Origin of the sequence: Rheinheimera nanhaiensis E407-8 (assembly GCF_000296695.1) — a bacterium.
Classification (GTDB): domain Bacteria; phylum Pseudomonadota; class Gammaproteobacteria; order Enterobacterales; family Alteromonadaceae; genus Alishewanella; species Alishewanella nanhaiensis.
In genome coordinates, this window is sequence record NZ_BAFK01000001.1 from 93085 (window position 1) to 110261 (window position 17177).

Here is a 17177-nt window from a genome sequence, read left to right on the forward strand (position 1 = left end):
TGCCCTTAGTTGGCGGTTATTTATTGCCCTGAAAGGTGATATAGCTGTTAATCAGGTTGCGATAATCCGGGATATGGTTGGAGAACAGCGCGCCTAACCCTTCAATGTCATTACGCCAGTCACGATGTAACTCACAGGCTGCACCGAACCAGGTCATCATTTGGGCACCGGCAGCCGACATTCTGTCCCAGGCGGCATCACGGGTCATCGGGTTAAAGGTGCCTGATGCATCGGCGATAACAAAGACATCAAAGCCTTCTTCCAGCGCAGACAGTACCGGAAATGCCACGCAAACCTCGGTCACCACGCCGGCAACAATAAGCTGCTTTTTGCCGGTGGCTTTTACGGCTTTAACAAAGTCATCGTTGTCCCACGCATTAATCTGGCCGGGGCGCGCAATATAAGGTGCATCCGGGAACATCTCTTTAAGCTCAGGCACTAAGGGGCCATTTGGGCCTTGCTCAAAGCTGGTGGTCAGTATGGTAGGTAAACCGAAGTACTTGGCCAGATCGGCCAGGGCCAGCACATTGTTTTTAAATTTGTCCGGGTCAATATCCCGCACTAAAGACAATAAGCCGGTCTGGTGATCAACCAATAGTACCGCAGCATTGTTTTTATCAAGACGGACATAGGGTTTAGTCATGATGTGTTTCCTTCTGTTGTAACTGGCAGTAGCAATCTTGCCGGGTTGCCGTTGTTTCGTCTTAGGTTAACTGACCGAACTTCCCGTTTTGGAAGTCGAGCAGTGCTTGTTTTATCTCGGCATCGCTGGTCATTACGAAGGGGCCGTAGCCGACAACAGGTTCGTTGAGCGGCTCACCGGCCAGTACCAGTAATTCACTGTCTTGCTCGGCTTCCAACCTAATGTCAGCACCTGCCTGGGATAAAATAAGGGTCTGATGTTCAGTCACTGTTTGAAAATTAACTTTTAACTTGCCGCTGCGAACGATGATCATGGCTGACCAGCCGTCAGCCAGTGACAACATATAGCTGCCAGACGCTTTTACTGCACCATCGAGCACTAACATCGGTGAGTACGTTTTGGCCGGCCCGGTCAAGCCGGCGGTTTCGCCGGCAATCACTCTTAAAAACCCTCTGTTATCCGCCAGCGCGATATGCGGGATCTGGTGTGCCAATATGGTTTGATAGCGCGGCGGTGTCATTTTGTCGCGTTGCGGTAAATTTACCCACAGCTGAAACATTTCCAGTTTGCCACCGGTCTGGGCAAACTGATCTGAGTGGTATTCCTCATGTAAAATACCGCTGCCCGCAGTCATCCATTGCACATCACCAACACCAATAACCCCTTGCTCACCGGTAGAATCGCGATGGGCCACCTCACCTGCGTAAACCAGGGTGACGGTTTCAAAACCGCGATGTGGATGGCTACCTACCCCTCGTCTGTGCGACGTAGCACTGAACTGCATAGGGCCGGCATGATCCAGTAATAAAAATGGACTAATGGCGCTGCCCTGCATCTGGTATGACAATAAGGTTTTAACCGGAAAACCATCTCCAACCCAATGCGGGTGAGATGCCGTCTGCACACTCATCACATTTTTCATCTGCGCTCTCCTGACAGTTTGTTATGATTAACTTTATATGCAGAACAGATTCTTGAGTAGTTAGCTATTTTGCGTAAGATAGTTCTATTAATGGAACGATGAGGAGTGGCTAATGCAGGATCTGAATGATTTTTACTACTTTGTAAAAACGGTCGAGCATGGTGGCTTTGCCCCCGCCAGCCGCGCACTTGGCTTGCCCAAATCCAAGCTAAGCCGCCGTATTGCCGGCTTAGAGCAGCGCTTAGGCGTAACGCTGATCTACCGTTCAACCCGGCAATTTAAGGTTACTGAAATAGGCCAGACATTTTTAACCCACTGCAAGGCCATGCTGATTGAAGCCGATGCCGCGCAGGAAGCCATAGCGTTCAGCCGCGCCGAACCTTGTGGCACCATCAGGCTTACCTGTCCTATCGCGCTGCTGCATGTGCATATAGGCCAGGCGCTGGCCGATTTTATGGTTAAATACCCTAAGGTAAATATTCATCTGGAAGCCAGCAATCGCCGGGTGGACGTGGTGGCCGAGGGGGTGGATATTGCTATCCGGGTAAGGCCTGCGCCGCTTGAAAACAGTGACTTAGTGCTACGGGTGCTGTCAGAGCGGGGGTTATGTTTAATGGCCAGCCCCGCACTTATTCAGCACTATGGCCAGCCTGCGCATCCGCTGGAGTTATCACGCTGGCCCAGTCTGGGGCTGGGTGAGCCGCAGCATCAGTACGCCTGGACCCTGTTCGGCCCCGATGGTGAGCAGGTGTCGGTGCCACATCATCCACGGTATGTCACCACCGACATGATAGCGCTGCGCAACGCGGCACTGAAAGGGGTAGGCGTGGTGCAGTTACCCTCGTTAATGGTTACCGGGCAAATTAAAGACGGCAGCCTGGTGCATTTATTGCCGCAGTGGCAGCCCAAAAGAGACATTATTCATCTGGTGTACCCATCACGACGCGGCATGCTACCGGCGGTAAGAGCCCTGGTAGACTTTTTAGTGCAGTACTATAACTCGTTTGACGAAGCATGATTTGCCACAGCGGCTGGCTGAGCCTGTATCAGCAGTGGGGAATACGTGGTAGCCACAGGCGCTAAATATATGTTGTAGCCCCTCTGCCCAACACCTGTTGGGCATGCTAGAGTGCGCGCGATCCGGCTCCGGGTCATATCACACCCAATCTCAACACCATTTCAGGTAAAACTTACTTATGTTCACTTATGTCGTAAACAAGTGCGCTGCCGCGCGCCTAAGCTTGTTGTTAGTCGCGGCGTTATTACTCAGTGCCTGTGTTGCACCAGCCTTATTGCTGTCGCCACAGGGGCAGCTTATGTGGGCCATGCTAAAACCCTTGGTTGGGCTGGATCCCAAAGAGGTGAATTTGTTTGAGCAGCCGTTAATCAAAAACCGGCTGCAGCCGCTGTTGGGCGAACATTATCAAACTGCGGTCACCTTGCTAAATACCGCCGATGCGATCAAACAGCAGGGCCCGTTGTTTTATGTTGCGTCCAATTATACGCCGATACCGCTGCTGGCGGAAAAAGCCGGTTTTGTCTGGAATGCCGACACCAACCAAATGGCGGTATTGTTAAGCACTGGCGGCGTAACGGAAGTGTTTGCCGAAGCGGCACAGCAGCAGGCCAAGGCATTGATACCCAGTTGGCCAGATGAGTTAGTGGAATATGCCAATATGGCCCGGCAGCCCGAGAAACTGTTGCAGCAAACTATAGAGCAGCAAAAGCAGCAGTTAATTGAGCAGCCACAGCAGCAACTACAGCAGGCGATAGAACAGCAAAAGCAGCAGTTAATCGAGCTGCCACAGCAGCAATTGCAGCAAGCGCTGGAACAGCAAAAACAGCAGTTAATTGAGCAGCCGCAGCAGCAATTACAGCAAACGCTGCAGCAGCAAAAACAGCAGGTAATCGAACAGCCGCAGCAGCAATTGCAGCAAACGCTGCAGCAACAAAAACAGCAAGTGCAAGACGCTGCTGCGCCGGTATCAGGCCAAGACTAAGGTTTAACCCATCACATCCGGCTGCTGGCAATAAAGCAAACCTACTGCCAGCAGCCGGGCTTCTTACCCGCACAACTGCGGGTTGCACCAATATAGCGGCTTGCGGCAGACCTGTTTGCAGACTATATTTAGTCCACTTTAGTCCGCTTAGGAGGGCGCATGAAGCTGTCGCAACAAATTAAACCTATTAGCTATTTAAAAGCCCACGCGGCGGAGATAGTGCGTAATTTAGCCGTGCAGGAAGCGCCTTTGGTTATCACGCAAAATGGCGAAGCCAAGGCTGTGCTGCAAGACATTGCCAGCTATGAGCAAACGCAGGAAACCCTGGCGCTATTAAAAATTCTGGCGCTGGGCAGCCGGCAAATTGAACAGGGTAAAGTGCAGCCGCTGGCCGACGTTATTAGTAACATCCGCCAACCAAAAACGGCGCCCTAATGGCTTTTCGGGTAATGCTTACTGACGACGCCAGTGAGGATTTAACCTTGCTGTATCGTTACATCGCTGAGCACGATGCAGCACAAAATGCCGATTATGTACTGGATCAATTAGCGCTGTGTCTTGCCAGTTTAACGGAATCACCAGAGCACGGCGCTTACCCCAAAGAACTGCTGGCAGTGGGGCTGCGAGAGTACCGCGAAATCTACTTTAAACCTTACCGTATTATCTACCGCATAATAGCTGATATTGTCTATGTGATGCTGATAGCCGACGGCCGGCGCAATATGCAAAGCCTGCTACAGCGCCGCTTGCTGGGTGGCTAAAAGCAGGTTAGTCTCGTCACACTGCTAACGATGATGGTATAGCGTTAGGCGATGCTATCGCCGGCAGCGAGTTTTACCCCTGGCGGGATATCAGTAGTTTTAGCCTAAACCCCAATAGCAAAGTGCTTAAATTCCGGGTTGGTAGCCTGGATGTCAAACAAAGGCTGCAGCTAAAGCAATTTTGTATTAGCCAGCAGCAGTTTGAGCAGTTTCAGCAGCTGGCGGGGTTAAAAAGCGAGTAGGGGAATGGCGGGGTTCTGTCAATTGCGGACGCTTCAGAGTAGAGTTACAAATAAACACTATCTCACTTCCTACGCTTTAGCAGTATCACCTGTATTACTGAGACTTCTCAGTAATACTCTATTGTAAAAGACGCGCACACGCTGTAATTTATTGAAAATAGTAACGTTTGGTCGTGAGTTCTCAGTTAATGCATGAGATGTTACTGTGAAGTCTACATAATAACTGTTAGGCCCATGAGGAGCCGTATGCCATACAGAGAAAAAGTTACTAGATTGGCTACTATCGCAAAAAATATAAACGAGCAACATTCTGGGTATCTCGACTTATTGAAGAAAGGGTACTCCGAAATTAAACGGGATGATTTTTTGTGGCATTTCCTACTTCAGAGTTTTTCAACTATGGGGAGGTCATCCGGCTGGAAGGGTCTTATTGGAAATAAAGATAACTATAACCAAGTTACTTTTGATGCTCTCTCTCGTTTGAGTAATGAAGAAAGGGAGATTGTTGTAAAGTCGGTTTGTCGAGCTGCCAAGATCAGAATGCCAGATAGAAAAGCGGATTTTATTCTTGGCTGCTTTAATGTAGTAACCGGTATGGGGGGATTGAAAGTAGCAAAGCAAAATCTTCTTTCAGCAAACGGTCGCGAAGATAAAATGAAATTTCTACAGCAGTTTCCAGGCATAGGGCCTAAATATGCGAGAAACATCATGATGGATGTCTACCATGAGGATTTCAGAGATAGCATCGCCATTGATGTCCGGATTAAGGCAATTTCTGAGGCCTTAGGCCTGAAGTTCAAAAAGTATCAAGAACATGAAGAGTTTTTTCTCGATGTAGCAACAGCAGCCGGTCTAAACGGTTGGGAGCTAGATCGGTTAATGTACAATTTCAGAGATGATTTCGAGCGAGAAATCTCAAAAGCCTAACAAGGCGCGGCTGCGGAAAATTCACTCGCTGCCGCTCCTAAATTTCCGCAGAGCGTGGCGTTATGTGTGTTCTGGAACAATGGTAGCTATATGAATCTCAGTTCGAAGTCCTTGGAAAAATTGCGCGAACTTATCAATGAGGAAACCGAATACCGTTCAGGCCCAAAACTTGTCCAGTTTTTCAATAGCTTAGGCTTCCAAGATTCATATTGCCAAGGATTTCCTTCACGTTGGATGTACACAGACCAGCGCTTAGAAGAAATAAATGGATCGCCTGAACTCGATAAGTGCATTAGGGCTGTTTTTAATCCGGCGAATTTTATCGGGAAATTGGCTGATTTAGATGCGCATATTACCTCTTTCAATCAATTCCTCACCTTCGACAAATGGAAAGTTGTCCGTAATGGAGCGGATATCAATTTCCAAAGACTCGAGAAAGTCGAAATTGACGAACCAGCACCAGATGTCAAGGCTGAAACCGAAGACGAATTCCTAAGGCGTGAATTCACCAGCGTATCTGTATCCAAGCTCGGACTAGAAGGCACCGTGAGCGGGGTTCTCGACCAACGGATTAGAGAAATTGAGAAGTGTTTCTTTGGAAAAGCATATTTGGCCGTAATCCTAATGGCCGGAAGTACACTGGAAGGCGCGTTATTGGGCCTGGCTAACAACCACCCAAAATCGTTCAACTTGGCAAAAGCAGCCCCGAAGGACGGGGCGGGCAAGGTCAAGCAATTCCACGAGTGGACGCTCAGCGCTTTCATAGATGTTGCGCATGAACTCCGTATTGTTCAGCACGACACACAAAGATTTAGCCATACGCTCCGAGATTTTCGGAACTATATACACCCATTTCAGCAAATGAGTTCTGGGTTTAGCCCAACTGAACATACGGCGAAACTATGCCTTCAGGTTTTGAAGGCTGCGATCTACGAACTAGGCGAAAATCTTGGAAGAGTACGCACATAACAAGCCGCCGTTTAGGCCACTGAAAAGCGTGGCGGGACGCGCAAAAAGCACTCGCCCCAGCCGGGAGTGAAAGACTATATTTCGCTCTTAGCAGACGCTTGATGCCATTTTGCAATGTAAAAGTATTGTGATAAATTTCGACATTAATTTCTAAGCTGGTAACAACCCCATGGATCACAACACAGATTTAGCTGATCTAACAACGGTAGTGCAACGCTGTATAGCGACCACAGACAATCCTTTTGCTGCTAAAAGGCCAGACACGCGCCAGCTGACTATACAGGCTATTGCATACTTAACCGCTCACTATCGTATTACTGATATTATTGCTGCACTTACCGCAGAAAAAGAACGTTTAAGCCGCTTTACACAGCGGTGCGGTGGTATGTTGGCGTATGAGATTTCTCTGCCATATCGTGAAGCACTGTATAACTGCGATGCCGCGCTAGTATTTTTGCAAAGTACAGCTGTCGGGCAAAACTCCGCCGATAACGCTGATGCATAAATTACCGACACAGGGACAACAGATGCCAGATTTGTCTCCCAACAAGAAGCATAGTTTAACCTTTATGGCTAACGGCGAGGTTGGCATGGGTGGGCCTATGATAGGAGCCGTTAGCGTAAACGGTCATCTGCTGGGTCACAACTTTATGGGCTGCTGGCTATGGAATGAAAACTCTGACTCAGTGCTGTTACTGGAATTTGTCAGCCGCGCACCAGACCGAACACAGCTTGTCAGTTATAACGCTGCTACCCATGCACTTAAACACCACTCGCTGCAATTTGGTTACCGCTTGCCAAATTTGTTGTTTACCGACAACTTACTAACCTTTACAGATACTAAGCAGGTTATCGCGTTAGATTGTTGAGGCTGGCAGGCTGATCCGCTAACTTGTGGTACTGGCAGCAATAACATTATTGGCCGCCCTTTGCAGCGCCTTCAGGTCCATTCACTACTTGCTTGCAAAATTAGCCCATAGCGTGATTTATTGCAGCTCAACATAAGTCGCTTTAACGTCAAACCAATTAGTCAGTTTAGGCTGTCCATCGTTTCAACAGGGACTGATTAATAGAAGGCGTTTGCCAGACATAATAAATGTGTGCCAGATAATCCTCGTCTTTATCCATCTCAGGTTCTAGCGGCACAAAATCCGGGATCTCAGCCCACCATGCCGGATAATCGATAGCAAAATCCCCAGTCGGCGATGTTATGGCAAAATGGGTTTGTCGTTTTCTCATGTCATGGTGAAAGTGTAGCTTTAATTGCGGTGCCGATAATAGCCAGATTTGACTGTCAATTTGCAGCATGAGCTGACCATCCTGCGCATAAAGTGCAATCTGATGGCCTGCAACGCAATCTGAGTTGCCTTTTACAGATAGATTGGTAGCGCTGAACTTATTTATGTTGTTGTCCACATTTGAAATATTTCACTATCATTCCGTTTGGCTGCAATCCAGCTGAACAGGTCTACCGATTCGGCATCTGACCATGGATCGAGGTCGTCCGGTGCAGGTGGTTGATAATCGGTTTTGAAAAGTTCCCTGCCATCTTGCTGTACGATAAATTGATTACGGCCGTTAAGTTTAGCTAGTGTTACAGTCCATGACTGATTAACAAATGGCAGAACAGTTTCATTAATAAACATGACCGGGCCTTTTCCCGAGGCATAGACACCAATAAATTTGCCATCATGTTTAATATATGAGGCCTTCTTTCTTGGCTGCTGACCAGGTGGTAATGCATTCACCTCAGATACGGAACCATTAATATTGTCTCTTACTAGAAAATGACCTGACAAATGCTTGTGTTTAATTATCTCAGTGCTCATCTCTGTTCTTCTATGGTTGATGTTTAATCAAATATTCAGGCGGCTGCTTTTTCAACCAATCTGCAAATCCAGCAAGTAGTTTATCTACATCAGGATTAGGTCTAGAAGCTGAGCGAATTATATCGGTATAAGATTTATCTTTCACGTTAACTAAATAATCGACGGTTGGACCTAACGGATCTCCGTCATATCGAGCTCTGTTAACCTCATAAATAAAGTCGCGAAGCGGCTCTGGAGTTGCGTTTTTATATTTAACCCCAAGTTGACGTCGAGCTTCATTAGCTTCATTAGCCAATTTTTCCAATTCATCCAACGAACTATTGGGTTTTATTGCCTCGGAGTATTTACTCAATGCTGCAACCTCCTGCTCATATTCTTGCCTTAACGGACTTTTCTTAAAGTTTTCACCGACTGATAGCAGAATGTTGTTCTCAAGCTTACTTCTGTCTGTGATTGCCTCGGTGGCTGTAGACGCTGGCTCATGGAAAACAGGCTCTTGTGAGGAGTATCCCGATGTTACCCCACCACCTTTGGTCTTGGCCGCTTTGGCGGCGCTTTTACTGCTGGTATTGCCATTGCTGGCTGGCGCTAAGCCGCCTTCGCCGATGCCGTTGCCTTCGGGTTGCTTGCCCCAGCCGTCGCTAAGTTGCCAGACGCGCATATCGCCCGCAGCAAATATTTGCAATAAAGCATCACGCAACTGAAAATCAGTAAACTTCGATAAATCAAAAGCCCAAGGTTTGGCGTGTTGATACATTTCCGTCCAAATTTGGCGTAAGTTCCATGATGGCTCTAAATCGTGCAGAAAATAGCGGCCATATACCTTGTCGTTTACGTCAGTAATATAACCTTCACCTAAATCTGCATAAGCCAGCAAACAACTGCTGCACAGATAGGTTTTACCCCATTTATCTTCCAGAACTACGCCGTTGTATTGCCGGTCTTGCATCCTGCCACCTTGTTTATAAAAAGCGCTTTTTCTAAACAACAAATTTACAATTTGCGCATTTTTACAACCTGGCTGGTGAAAGTCAAACGCTGTTTTGTCCACAGTGTGATTTCACTGTACTGCTTTGGTTTAAGTTTTGGCTAATCTGTGCTGCTTTTTTGCCGTGCTTCTGTGTATATTTTCTGGCGGGCAGCGGCGTTATTATCTGTGTACTGATCAATCTCTGCGGAGCTGCCAAGATGGAACTATTCTGGACCTTAGTGTTTTTTGCTTTTGCCACCAGCATTACGCCGGGGCCGAATAATATTATGATTATGTCGTCCGGCTTAAACTACGGCGTGCAAAAAAGCCTGGCGCACCTGGCCGGTATTCAGCTGGGTTTTTTATTGATGTTACTGGCGGTGGGGCTGGGGGCCGGCTTGTTGTTACAGCAACCGCTATGGCACCAGCTGATTAAAGTTATTGGCTCCGTCTATCTGCTTTACCTGGCCTGGAAGATTGCCGCCGCCGAGCCGGAGCAAATTGAAACCGGCAGCAGTAAGCCTCTTAGTTTTACGCAGGCGGTGTTGTTTCAATGGGTGAATGCCAAAGCCTGGGTAATGATCACCGGTGCTATTGCTGCTTTTACCAGTCTGCAGGGCGTGTACTGGCAGCAGTTGGGGCTGATTGCACTGGTGTTTTTATTAGTCGGGTTACCCTGCACTGGCAGTTGGTTATTGTTTGGGGCGGCGTTAAAGCGCTTGTTAACAGTGCCACAGCAGCGGCGCTGGTTTAACCGTGCCATGGGCACCTTACTGGCCGTGTCGGTATTGCCTGCGCTGTGGCAGGCGTTAGTGGGATGGTCAGGGTAAGTTTTAACAAGGGGCTTAAGTGAGCTTTTTATATCAGCAACTGGCACTGCAACTGCAGCAGCAAATAGAACAGGGCCAGTATCGCTGTGGCGAACGCCTGCCCGCTGTACGTGAACTGGCGAAACGGCGTAACCTTAGCGTGGCAACAGTGGTAGCCAGCTACCGTAAGCTGGAAGCCGAGGGGTACCTTATGGCCAACAGCCGTAGCGGGTATGTTGTTAAAGCCCGCTATCAACCGCCGCCACTGAGCAATGCCCCCTTGCCGCAAACGTCGCCCAGCATGGTTAGCAGCCAGCAAATGGCGTTAACCTTATCTAAAGCCGCCGCAGATAGCCGCTATATGGCGTTGGGGGCTGCGGTGCCCGCACCGGCGTTTTTACCGCTGCACGCCCTGCAAAAAGCGCTGCAGCACATTGTAAAATCTGAGCCGGCGCGCTTGTTGCGGTATGAAGCCAGTAGCGGTGCGATGGAATTGCGCCAGCAAATTGCCCGGCTGATGGCGCTGCACGGCGCCGTGGTAGCGCCGGAGCAGGTGATCATTACCAATGGTTGCCAGGAAGCGCTGATGTTAAGCCTGAAAGCGGTGACCCAGCCTGGCGATATCGTAGCGATAGAATCCCCGGCCTTTTATGGCTTGTTGCAGGCGCTACAAGCAGCCGGACTGCAAGCCTTAGCTTTGCCCTGTGATGCCAGGCAAGGCCTGCAGCCGGACGTGCTGCAGCAGGCGTTGGCAAAGTGGCCGGTAAAAGCCTGCGTATTAATTGCTAACTACAGTAACCCTTTGGGCAGCCTGATGCCGGATGCACACAAACAGCAGATCGCCGCCATGTTAACCGAGCGCGGTATCCCCCTGATTGAAGATGACACTTACGGCGATTTAGGCTTTAGCGGCCCGCGGCCGGCCAGTTGTCTGGCGCTGGCGCCACAGGCGGATATTTTTTATTGCAGCACCTTTTCTAAAACACTGTCGCCGGATTTACGCCTCGGTTGGCTGATCGCACCTAAGCATACCGCCAGGCTGGAGTACCTGAAATTTATCAGCAATATCAGCACTGCGGCGCTGCCGCAACTGGCCGTGGCCAAACTGTTGCAAAATGGCCAGTATCAACGGCATTTGCAGCACGTTAAACCGCAGTATCAGGCGGCCGTGGCGGCCATCAGTAACCAGATCGGTCAGCTGTTTCCGCAAGGCACAAGGTTAAGCCAGCCACAAGGCGGCTTTGTGTTATGGCTGGAGCTGCCGAGTGCAGTAGATGCTAACCTGTTGGCGCAACAGGCGCTGGAGCAGCAGATCAGCATAGCGCCGGGCGCCATTTTCGCGCCGGCGCTGGCTGGCAATAAGCCGGCATTTGATCATTGTATCCGGCTTAACTGCGCAGTGCTGCAAGATGCCCGGCTGGGGCGGGCGCTGCAGACGCTGGCACAGTTGTGCCAGCAGCAGTTAGCCAGGCCAGGTAGCCCGGGTTAGTGGCCGCCGCCGAGTGATTTAATCGCCTGGATCATATTCACTATTACCTTTTGCGCATCGCCGTACACCATCTGGGTGTTATCGGCATAAAACAGCGCGTTTTCCACGCCGGAGTAGCCTTTACCCTGGCCGCGCTTAACCACATACACCTGTTTGGCCATATCGACATTGAGCACCGGCATGCCGTAAATCGGCGAGCTTTTATTGGTGCGGGCCGCCGGGTTTACCGTGTCGTTGGCACCAATCACGATGGCGACATCGGCTTCTTTAAACTCGTCGTTAATATCTTCCATATCAAAGATAATGTCGTACGGCACACCGGCTTCGGCCAATAGCACGTTCATATGGCCCGGCATCCGGCCGGCTACCGGGTGAATGGCAAATTTTACCTCGACATCGGCATCCTGCAGCAGTTTTACCAGCTCGAACAGCTTATGCTGCGCCTGCGCCACCGCTAAACCATAACCGGGCGCGATGATCACCTTAGACGCGTAGCGCATATTAATACCGGCATCGCCGGCATCGATCGGTTTTTGGCTACCGGCAATATCGCCTTCGGCTTCATCGCTGGCGGCGCCGAAGTTAGAAAACAGTACATTGGCGACCGAGCGGTTCATCGCTTTGGCCATCAGCAGGGTTAACAGGGAGCCGGCCGAGCCGACCACCATACCGGCGATCATCAGCGCCGGGTTATTCAGCACATAGCCTTCAAAACCCACAGCTAAGCCGGTAAAGGCGTTATACAGGGAGATGACCACCGGCATATCGGCACCGCCAATCGGCATCGTCATCATTACGCCATAAAATAGCGCCAGGGCAAAAAACACGGCAAACAACGGCCAGGCTACGGCGCCGCCGTGCCAGATAATGTAGCCGCCAATCGCCAGTAAAATAAGCAGCAAGCTGCCATTAACCAGCTGCAGCGCGCCAAAGCGCAGGGTGCCGTTAATGCGGCCGTCTAACTTGGCCCAGGCAATTAACGAGCCCGATAGCGCCACGGCGCCAATTAACCCGCCCAGTACCGCCAGGCTCAGTGCCACTGTGCCGTGGGTTTTATAGCCAATCAGCTCAATGGCGGCAATGGCCGCTGCGGCGCCGCCGCCCATGCCGTTATACAGCGCCACCATTTGCGGCATTTCGGTCATCGCCACTTTTTTACCGCTGCGCCAGGCCCAGCCTAAGCCCAGTGCCAAGGCAATCAGCGCCAGCGCGATATTGGTCGTAAGGTGCGGTTTGGCCGCGTCGTTGACATCCAGCGTGTATAAAAAGCTGGCCAGCACCGCCAGCACCATGCCCCAGCCGGCAACGATAATGCCGGAGCGGGCGGTAAGCGGTGATGACATACGCTTTAAGCCGTAAATAAACAAAAAGGCAGCGATAAAGTAGCTGCTGTCGATAAGCAGGGCAGCGTTCATGCGTTACTCCTTAGCGCTTTTATTTGACGGCTTAAACATTTGCAGCATGCGCTCGGTCACCACATAACCGCCGGCGGCATTGCCGGCACCTAACAGCACGCCGGTAAAGCCGATAATTTGCTCGGCTAATGAGCTGGCATTAATGAGCGCCCACAGTGCGCCGACAACGACGATGCCGTGAATAAAGTTAGAGCCGGACATCAGTGGCGTATGCAAAATGGCCGGTACCCGGCCGATGATCTCAAAGCCGGTAAAGGCGGCCAGCATAAAGATATACAGCGCGACAAAGCCGGTGAGTAAGGTGGTGGTGTAGTCCATAAGCTTCCCCAATAATGGTTTTTTTAGTGTATTAGTGCTGGGCCAGCGCAGTTTTTACCGCTTCGGGTTTAATTTCGCCGTTATGGGTCAGCACCGTTTTCGCCAGAATTTCATCATCCCAGTTAACTGCAATAGCGCCATCGACAATAAACAGTTGCAGCAGGTTTAACAGGTTCTTCGCGTACAGCTCAGAGGCGTGCTCGGCCAGCATGGACGGCACATTCAGCGGCGCCGCTATGGTGATCTGGCCCTGGGTCACGGTTTGCCCCGGCACGCTGTATTCACAGTTACCGCCCCCTTCGGCGGCTAAATCGATAATCACTGCGCCCAGTTTCATCCCGTCGACCTGCGCTTTGCTAATAAGCTTGGGCGAGGGGCGGCCTGGTATGGCGGCGGTGGTAATAACAATATCCGCCTGCTGAATATGCTTGGTGACGACGCTGGCAATCTGGGCTTTTTCAGCGGCGGTGAGCTCGCGGGCGTAGCCGCCTTCGCCTCGGGCATCGACGCCGGTATCGACAAATTTAGCGCCTAAGGACTCGGCCTGCTCTTTGGTTTCAGGCCGTACGTCATAGCCTTCGGTAATGGCGCCTAAACGCCGGGCGGTGGCCAGTGCCTGCAAACCGGCCACGCCTAAGCCCATTACCAGGCAGCGCGCCGGGCGGATAGAGCCCACCGCTGTGGTCATCATCGGTAAAATGCGGGCAAGGTTGGTGGCGCCTAACAGCGCGGCGTAGTAGCCGGCCAGCGCCGCCTGAGATGACAGCGCGTCCATCGCCTGGGCGCGGCTAATGCGCGGCACCTGCTCCATGGCAAAACAGGTGATCTGCTTTTCACACAATAAGCGGGTCAGTTCAGGCTCTTTATGCGGATAGATAAAACTGAGCAAAATGGTGCCGGGCTTTAGCAGCGCAATGTCTGCCGCTTTAGGCGGTTGCACGGCCAGCACGATGTCGGCGTCACTCAGTAGCTGCTGCCCGGTACCGGCGATTTCGACGCCGTGGTACGCACTGTCGGGCAGTTTACTGCCCAGGCCGGCACCGCTTAGCATGCTGATGCGGCAGCCCAGTTTACTGAGCTTTTCCGCGACGGCAGGCACCAGCGCCACCCGCTTTTCTCCGGGCCGGCTTTCCATCAGCACGGCTATTTTTACTGGCATAGGCTTATCTCCTTAAACTAACTGTTTGAGGAGTATAGTCTTTATTTAACGGCTTTTTGGATTGTGGCGGCTGATGGCTAACATTTCGCCAGTTTATACTGGTCTAACCTGTTTGGGTGCTGGTCTCGTCGCGTAATGCTTGCTCAAGCGTGGCCAGTATGTCGCTGCTTTTACGCAGCACCCTAAGCTGGCTAAACAGCGTTGCTGCCTCTGGGTATTGCAGTTTTAAATAGCTAAACCACTGCTTAATCCGGTTGCTGTAGTACTGGCTTTTATCGCCGCACATTTCAAACTCAGAGTATTGCATTAACAGTTCCAGCACCTGCGGCCAGGGCATCGCCGGCTCGCCGCTGCGGATACTTTGCGCCAGGTTAGGCATCGCCAGGGCGCCACGGCCGAGCATAATATCAGTACAATCTGATTGTTGCTGGCACAGTCTGGCATCGCTGGCTTGCCAGATCTCGCCATTGGCAATAAGCGGTATGGCCACATGCTGCTTAATTTTTGCGATCCACGGCCAGTATGCCGGTGGGCGGTAGCCATCGCTTTTGGTGCGGGCATGCACCGTAAGCATACTGGCGCCGGCGGCGGCAATGGCGGCGGCGTTATCTAAGGTTAAGCTGGTGTCATCATAACCCAGACGGATTTTGGCACTGACCGCAAATGGCTTTGGCACCGCATCACGCACGGCCTTGACAATACGGTACAGCTGCTCGGTCTCTTTAAGCAGTACAGCGCCGCCGCGGCTTTTATTCACTGTCTTTGCCGGGCAGCCAAAGTTTAAATCGACGCCGGGGGAGCCCAGCTCGACGGCGCGCACGGCGTTTTCGGCCAGCCAGTTTGGGTCTTGCCCCAGCAGCTGTACCCGCACCGGCGTACCGGCCAGGGTTTTGCCGTCGGTTAACAGCTCCGGGCAGAGCCGGGTAAACACCCGGGCCGGCAGCTTTTGGTCGACCACGCGGATAAACTCGGTGATGCATAAATCATAACCGCCAATCCGCGTTAGCATATCGCGCATTAATGCATCGACCACGCCTTCCATCGGCGCCAGGATAATCTTCATCTGTTGTGCTCACTGGCAGTGGCTTTATGGCGGCGGCAACGCTCAGAGCAGTACAGCACACTGTCCCAGTTACGCTGCCATTTTTTGCGCCAGCTAAACATCAGGCCGCACACCGGGCAGCGCTTTTGCGGCAGGGTAAGCTTATGCTGCGCCACCGTTAGACCGAATAAATGGTGCTGATCTGCTGGCGGTGCAGTAACTCGGCTAATTCAGGCAGTTGCAGCGGCTCAATGTCTAACACTTCCAGGATAGCGCCTTTGTGCTGCTCCCACTCCGGATCCAGGTTAATGTCGAACAGCTGGCGGCTTTCACCGCTGAAATGCTCGGCCAGCTTGAGCAGGGCAAACAGCTGCTTTTCTTGCTCACTGTCCGACTCCAGCATCAGGGTAGGGCTGTGGTGATAGGCAATTACGTTGTACAGCGTCGGCGTCAGGCCCCAGGACTCAGCAATTAAGTAGCCCAGCACCTCATGGCAGGTAGCAAAATGTTGCTCTTCTATTTCACTGTAACCACGCTGTGCCAGTAAACCTTGCTGCATCAGCTGCTCGTACTGCGGCGCCTGCTGGTGAATAAGCGCGATGCCGGCGTTGTGAAACAGCCCCAGGCTGTAGCAGTCGTCCTGCACTTCCTGACTAAAGTTAAAATGCTTGGCCAGCGTCATGGCGATATTGGCCGTTTGCAGCGCACTGGCCCACAGCTTTAAACTAAACTTGTCGTTTTTACCCTCGGCCAGCGTAAAGCGCAGCAGCACACTGCGCACCAGTTTAATCACCCGGCTGACGCCGAGAAATTTGCAGGCATGCTCTACCGAGGTAATTTTGCGCCGCAGGCCAAAAAACGCCGAGTTCACCACTTTTAAGGTAAAGCCGGCGATACCGATATCCAGGTTGATCAGGGCGGCAATGCGTTTGATATTGGGCTCAGGGGCGTCTAACTGCTGCTGAATATGCTGCAGAATTTCCGGTTGCGGCGGTATGGTAAAGCCGTTTAATGCCTGTTCTATGGCCGACATATTAATGGCTTGTGCCATGCTGCTACTCCGGGAAAGGGGCTTAAGTGCTGCTAATAGTAAAAGCGGCGCCTGATAAATGCAAAGGGGTTTGCTGGCCGCTACGTGCGGCCAGCGGTTAAGAGTCCAGATAAGGCCGGCCAGACATCAGTTGTTGTGCCAGCTGCTGTTCGTTTTGCTGCTCGTTAAGCTGTAAATCGTTAAATTGCACATCAAACTGAATAAGCTCTTCATCGTCCAGATGCTGCGCCACCAGGCGGTCGGGCACCTGGCCCACCTGGCGGTAGGCATTAATGGCGACCTGTGCGGCCTGCTCCATTAACAGCAAAAAGTGCCCCAGCGGAAACTGGCTAAAAATCTCGGCATCCAGATGGGCCCAGCCGAGTAAGTCACCGCTGATACTGCCATCGGCATGATCAGTAAACAGCATAGACACCGCCGGGCAGCTGGGGTTTTCCCCCGGCTGAAACTGCTCAGCATCGGTCTGGTTAAATACCAGTACATAGCCAAAGCCCGGGCTGCCTTCAGCATCCATCTCGTCAAATGACGTATCGTACAACAAAAACAAGCGATTATCGGTCATGACGTGTCCTGCTGAAACCTGCTTAAAAAATGGGCGCTAATTTTAGCTGAAAACGCGCTGAGACTAAAG

At 51.3% G+C, this 17177-nt stretch carries 22 protein-coding genes; 10 read left to right on the forward strand and 12 right to left on the reverse strand.

Annotated features, from left to right (window positions below; all coding sequences use genetic code 11):
* Positions 1-16: 16 nt before the first annotated feature.
* Together ycaC and RNAN_RS00445 are read right to left on the reverse strand one after the other, a co-directional pair.
* On the reverse strand, positions 17-643 hold the full coding sequence (ycaC, locus tag RNAN_RS00440; protein ID WP_008217611.1) for an isochorismate family cysteine hydrolase YcaC: 627 nt from the start codon (positions 641-643) through the stop codon (positions 17-19).
* Between the two features lie 61 nt (positions 644-704).
* Positions 705-1565: a pirin family protein gene (locus tag RNAN_RS00445; protein ID WP_008217613.1), complete on the reverse strand. Its 861-nt coding sequence runs from the start codon at positions 1563-1565 to the stop codon at positions 705-707.
* Between the two features lie 112 nt (positions 1566-1677).
* Between RNAN_RS00445 and RNAN_RS00450 the strand changes: the two genes are divergently transcribed.
* The 8 genes from RNAN_RS00450 to RNAN_RS00485 all read left to right on the forward strand — a co-directional run bounded on the left by RNAN_RS00450 (position 1678) and on the right by RNAN_RS00485 (position 7333).
* Positions 1678-2583, forward strand: a complete 906-nt coding sequence (locus RNAN_RS00450; protein WP_008217614.1) for a LysR family transcriptional regulator — start codon at positions 1678-1680, stop codon at positions 2581-2583.
* Positions 2584-2761: 178 nt separating this feature from the next.
* The gene (locus tag RNAN_RS00455; protein WP_040551346.1) at positions 2762-3565 is read left to right on the forward strand and encodes an Ivy family c-type lysozyme inhibitor; all 804 of its coding nucleotides are present in this window, start codon (positions 2762-2764) and stop codon (positions 3563-3565) included.
* Positions 3566-3724: 159 nt separating this feature from the next.
* Positions 3725-4000 carry a type II toxin-antitoxin system Phd/YefM family antitoxin gene (locus RNAN_RS00460; RefSeq protein WP_008217619.1) on the forward strand — a complete coding sequence of 92 codons (276 nt, stop codon included), beginning with the start codon at positions 3725-3727 and terminating at the stop codon, positions 3998-4000.
* Complete coding sequence (locus RNAN_RS00465) at positions 4000-4326, forward strand: type II toxin-antitoxin system RelE/ParE family toxin (RefSeq protein WP_008217622.1); 327 nt, start codon at positions 4000-4002, stop codon at positions 4324-4326. The genes RNAN_RS00460 and RNAN_RS00465 overlap by 1 nt, the downstream gene beginning before the upstream one ends.
* A 488-nt stretch (positions 4327-4814) precedes the next feature.
* Positions 4815-5495, forward strand: coding sequence for an HhH-GDP family DNA glycosylase (locus tag RNAN_RS00470; protein WP_040551347.1), 681 nt, complete (start codon positions 4815-4817; stop codon positions 5493-5495).
* Positions 5496-5585: 90 nt separating this feature from the next.
* Positions 5586-6464, forward strand: a complete 879-nt coding sequence (locus RNAN_RS00475) for a hypothetical protein (protein WP_008217627.1) — start codon at positions 5586-5588, stop codon at positions 6462-6464.
* 169 nt (positions 6465-6633) lie between these two features.
* Positions 6634-6969, forward strand: a complete 336-nt coding sequence (locus tag RNAN_RS00480; RefSeq protein ID WP_008217630.1) for a hypothetical protein — start codon at positions 6634-6636, stop codon at positions 6967-6969.
* Between the two features lie 22 nt (positions 6970-6991).
* The gene (locus RNAN_RS00485) at positions 6992-7333 is read left to right on the forward strand and encodes a hypothetical protein (RefSeq protein WP_040551349.1); all 342 of its coding nucleotides are present in this window, start codon (positions 6992-6994) and stop codon (positions 7331-7333) included.
* A gap of 166 nt (positions 7334-7499) precedes the next feature.
* Here the strand turns inward: RNAN_RS00485 and RNAN_RS00490 are convergent, their stop codons facing one another.
* From RNAN_RS00490 to RNAN_RS19345, 3 genes are read right to left on the reverse strand one after another with little or no spacing between them, the layout of a single operon-like run.
* A complete protein-coding gene (locus RNAN_RS00490; RefSeq protein ID WP_040551351.1) occupies positions 7500-7880 on the reverse strand; it encodes a hypothetical protein in 381 nt (126 codons plus the stop codon).
* Positions 7865-8293 carry a hypothetical protein gene (locus RNAN_RS00495; protein WP_040551352.1) on the reverse strand — a complete coding sequence of 143 codons (429 nt, stop codon included), beginning with the start codon at positions 8291-8293 and terminating at the stop codon, positions 7865-7867. The genes RNAN_RS00490 and RNAN_RS00495 overlap by 16 nt, the downstream gene beginning before the upstream one ends.
* 10 nt (positions 8294-8303) lie before the next feature.
* Entirely contained in the window at positions 8304-9344 is a 1041-nt protein-coding gene (locus RNAN_RS19345; RefSeq protein ID WP_237739864.1) for a hypothetical protein, read from the reverse strand.
* Positions 9345-9481: 137 nt separating this feature from the next.
* On the opposite strand from RNAN_RS19345, the gene RNAN_RS00510 reads away from it, so the two are divergent.
* Together RNAN_RS00510 and RNAN_RS00515 are read left to right on the forward strand one after the other, a co-directional pair.
* Positions 9482-10093 carry a LysE family translocator gene (locus RNAN_RS00510; RefSeq protein ID WP_008217642.1) on the forward strand — a complete coding sequence of 204 codons (612 nt, stop codon included), beginning with the start codon at positions 9482-9484 and terminating at the stop codon, positions 10091-10093.
* A gap of 19 nt (positions 10094-10112) precedes the next feature.
* Positions 10113-11561, forward strand: coding sequence for an aminotransferase-like domain-containing protein (locus RNAN_RS00515; RefSeq protein WP_008217644.1), 1449 nt, complete (start codon positions 10113-10115; stop codon positions 11559-11561).
* On the opposite strand, the gene RNAN_RS00520 is transcribed toward RNAN_RS00515, so the two are convergent.
* The 7 genes from RNAN_RS00520 to RNAN_RS00545 all read right to left on the reverse strand — a co-directional run bounded on the left by RNAN_RS00520 (position 11558) and on the right by RNAN_RS00545 (position 17108).
* Entirely contained in the window at positions 11558-12976 is a 1419-nt protein-coding gene (locus RNAN_RS00520) for an NAD(P)(+) transhydrogenase (Re/Si-specific) subunit beta (protein WP_008217646.1), read from the reverse strand. The genes RNAN_RS00515 and RNAN_RS00520 overlap by 4 nt on opposite strands.
* 3 nt (positions 12977-12979) lie before the next feature.
* Complete coding sequence (locus tag RNAN_RS00525; RefSeq protein WP_008217647.1) at positions 12980-13294, reverse strand: NAD(P) transhydrogenase subunit alpha part 2; 315 nt, start codon at positions 13292-13294, stop codon at positions 12980-12982.
* 31 nt (positions 13295-13325) lie between these two features.
* Positions 13326-14453: an NAD(P) transhydrogenase subunit alpha gene (locus tag RNAN_RS00530; protein WP_008217649.1), complete on the reverse strand. Its 1128-nt coding sequence runs from the start codon at positions 14451-14453 to the stop codon at positions 13326-13328.
* A 103-nt stretch (positions 14454-14556) separates the two neighbouring features.
* Positions 14557-15516, reverse strand: coding sequence for a tRNA dihydrouridine(16) synthase DusC (dusC, locus tag RNAN_RS00535; protein ID WP_008217650.1), 960 nt, complete (start codon positions 15514-15516; stop codon positions 14557-14559).
* Positions 15513-15671 (reverse strand): DUF2256 domain-containing protein, encoded by a 159-nt coding sequence (locus RNAN_RS18805; protein WP_008217651.1) that lies wholly within the window; start codon positions 15669-15671, stop codon positions 15513-15515. Before RNAN_RS18805 ends, dusC begins: the two co-directional genes overlap by 4 nt.
* 2 nt (positions 15672-15673) lie before the next feature.
* Entirely contained in the window at positions 15674-16546 is an 873-nt protein-coding gene (locus RNAN_RS00540) for an HDOD domain-containing protein (protein WP_008217652.1), read from the reverse strand.
* A gap of 97 nt (positions 16547-16643) precedes the next feature.
* On the reverse strand, positions 16644-17108 hold the full coding sequence (locus tag RNAN_RS00545; protein ID WP_008217653.1) for a hypothetical protein: 465 nt from the start codon (positions 17106-17108) through the stop codon (positions 16644-16646).
* Between the last annotated feature and the right edge of the window lie 69 nt (positions 17109-17177).

Coding starts and splice junctions, on each gene's coding strand:
- ycaC (WP_008217611.1), bottom strand. CDS start 643: ATGACTAAACCCTATGTCCGTCTTGATAAAAACAATGCTGCGGTACTA.
- RNAN_RS00445 (WP_008217613.1), bottom strand. CDS start 1,565: ATGAAAAATGTGATGAGTGTGCAGACGGCATCTCACCCGCATTGGGTT.
- RNAN_RS00450 (WP_008217614.1), top strand. CDS start 1,678: ATGCAGGATCTGAATGATTTTTACTACTTTGTAAAAACGGTCGAGCAT.
- RNAN_RS00455 (WP_040551346.1), top strand. CDS start 2,762: ATGTTCACTTATGTCGTAAACAAGTGCGCTGCCGCGCGCCTAAGCTTG.
- RNAN_RS00460 (WP_008217619.1), top strand. CDS start 3,725: ATGAAGCTGTCGCAACAAATTAAACCTATTAGCTATTTAAAAGCCCAC.
- RNAN_RS00465 (WP_008217622.1), top strand. CDS start 4,000: ATGGCTTTTCGGGTAATGCTTACTGACGACGCCAGTGAGGATTTAACC.
- RNAN_RS00470 (WP_040551347.1), top strand. CDS start 4,815: ATGCCATACAGAGAAAAAGTTACTAGATTGGCTACTATCGCAAAAAAT.
- RNAN_RS00475 (WP_008217627.1), top strand. CDS start 5,586: ATGAATCTCAGTTCGAAGTCCTTGGAAAAATTGCGCGAACTTATCAAT.
- RNAN_RS00480 (WP_008217630.1), top strand. CDS start 6,634: ATGGATCACAACACAGATTTAGCTGATCTAACAACGGTAGTGCAACGC.
- RNAN_RS00485 (WP_040551349.1), top strand. CDS start 6,992: ATGCCAGATTTGTCTCCCAACAAGAAGCATAGTTTAACCTTTATGGCT.
- RNAN_RS00495 (WP_040551352.1), bottom strand. CDS start 8,293: ATGAGCACTGAGATAATTAAACACAAGCATTTGTCAGGTCATTTTCTA.
- RNAN_RS00510 (WP_008217642.1), top strand. CDS start 9,482: ATGGAACTATTCTGGACCTTAGTGTTTTTTGCTTTTGCCACCAGCATT.
- RNAN_RS00520 (WP_008217646.1), bottom strand. CDS start 12,976: ATGAACGCTGCCCTGCTTATCGACAGCAGCTACTTTATCGCTGCCTTT.
- RNAN_RS00525 (WP_008217647.1), bottom strand. CDS start 13,294: ATGGACTACACCACCACCTTACTCACCGGCTTTGTCGCGCTGTATATC.
- RNAN_RS00530 (WP_008217649.1), bottom strand. CDS start 14,453: ATGCCAGTAAAAATAGCCGTGCTGATGGAAAGCCGGCCCGGAGAAAAG.
- dusC (WP_008217650.1), bottom strand. CDS start 15,516: ATGAAGATTATCCTGGCGCCGATGGAAGGCGTGGTCGATGCATTAATG.
- RNAN_RS00540 (WP_008217652.1), bottom strand. CDS start 16,546: ATGGCACAAGCCATTAATATGTCGGCCATAGAACAGGCATTAAACGGC.
- RNAN_RS00545 (WP_008217653.1), bottom strand. CDS start 17,108: ATGACCGATAATCGCTTGTTTTTGTTGTACGATACGTCATTTGACGAG.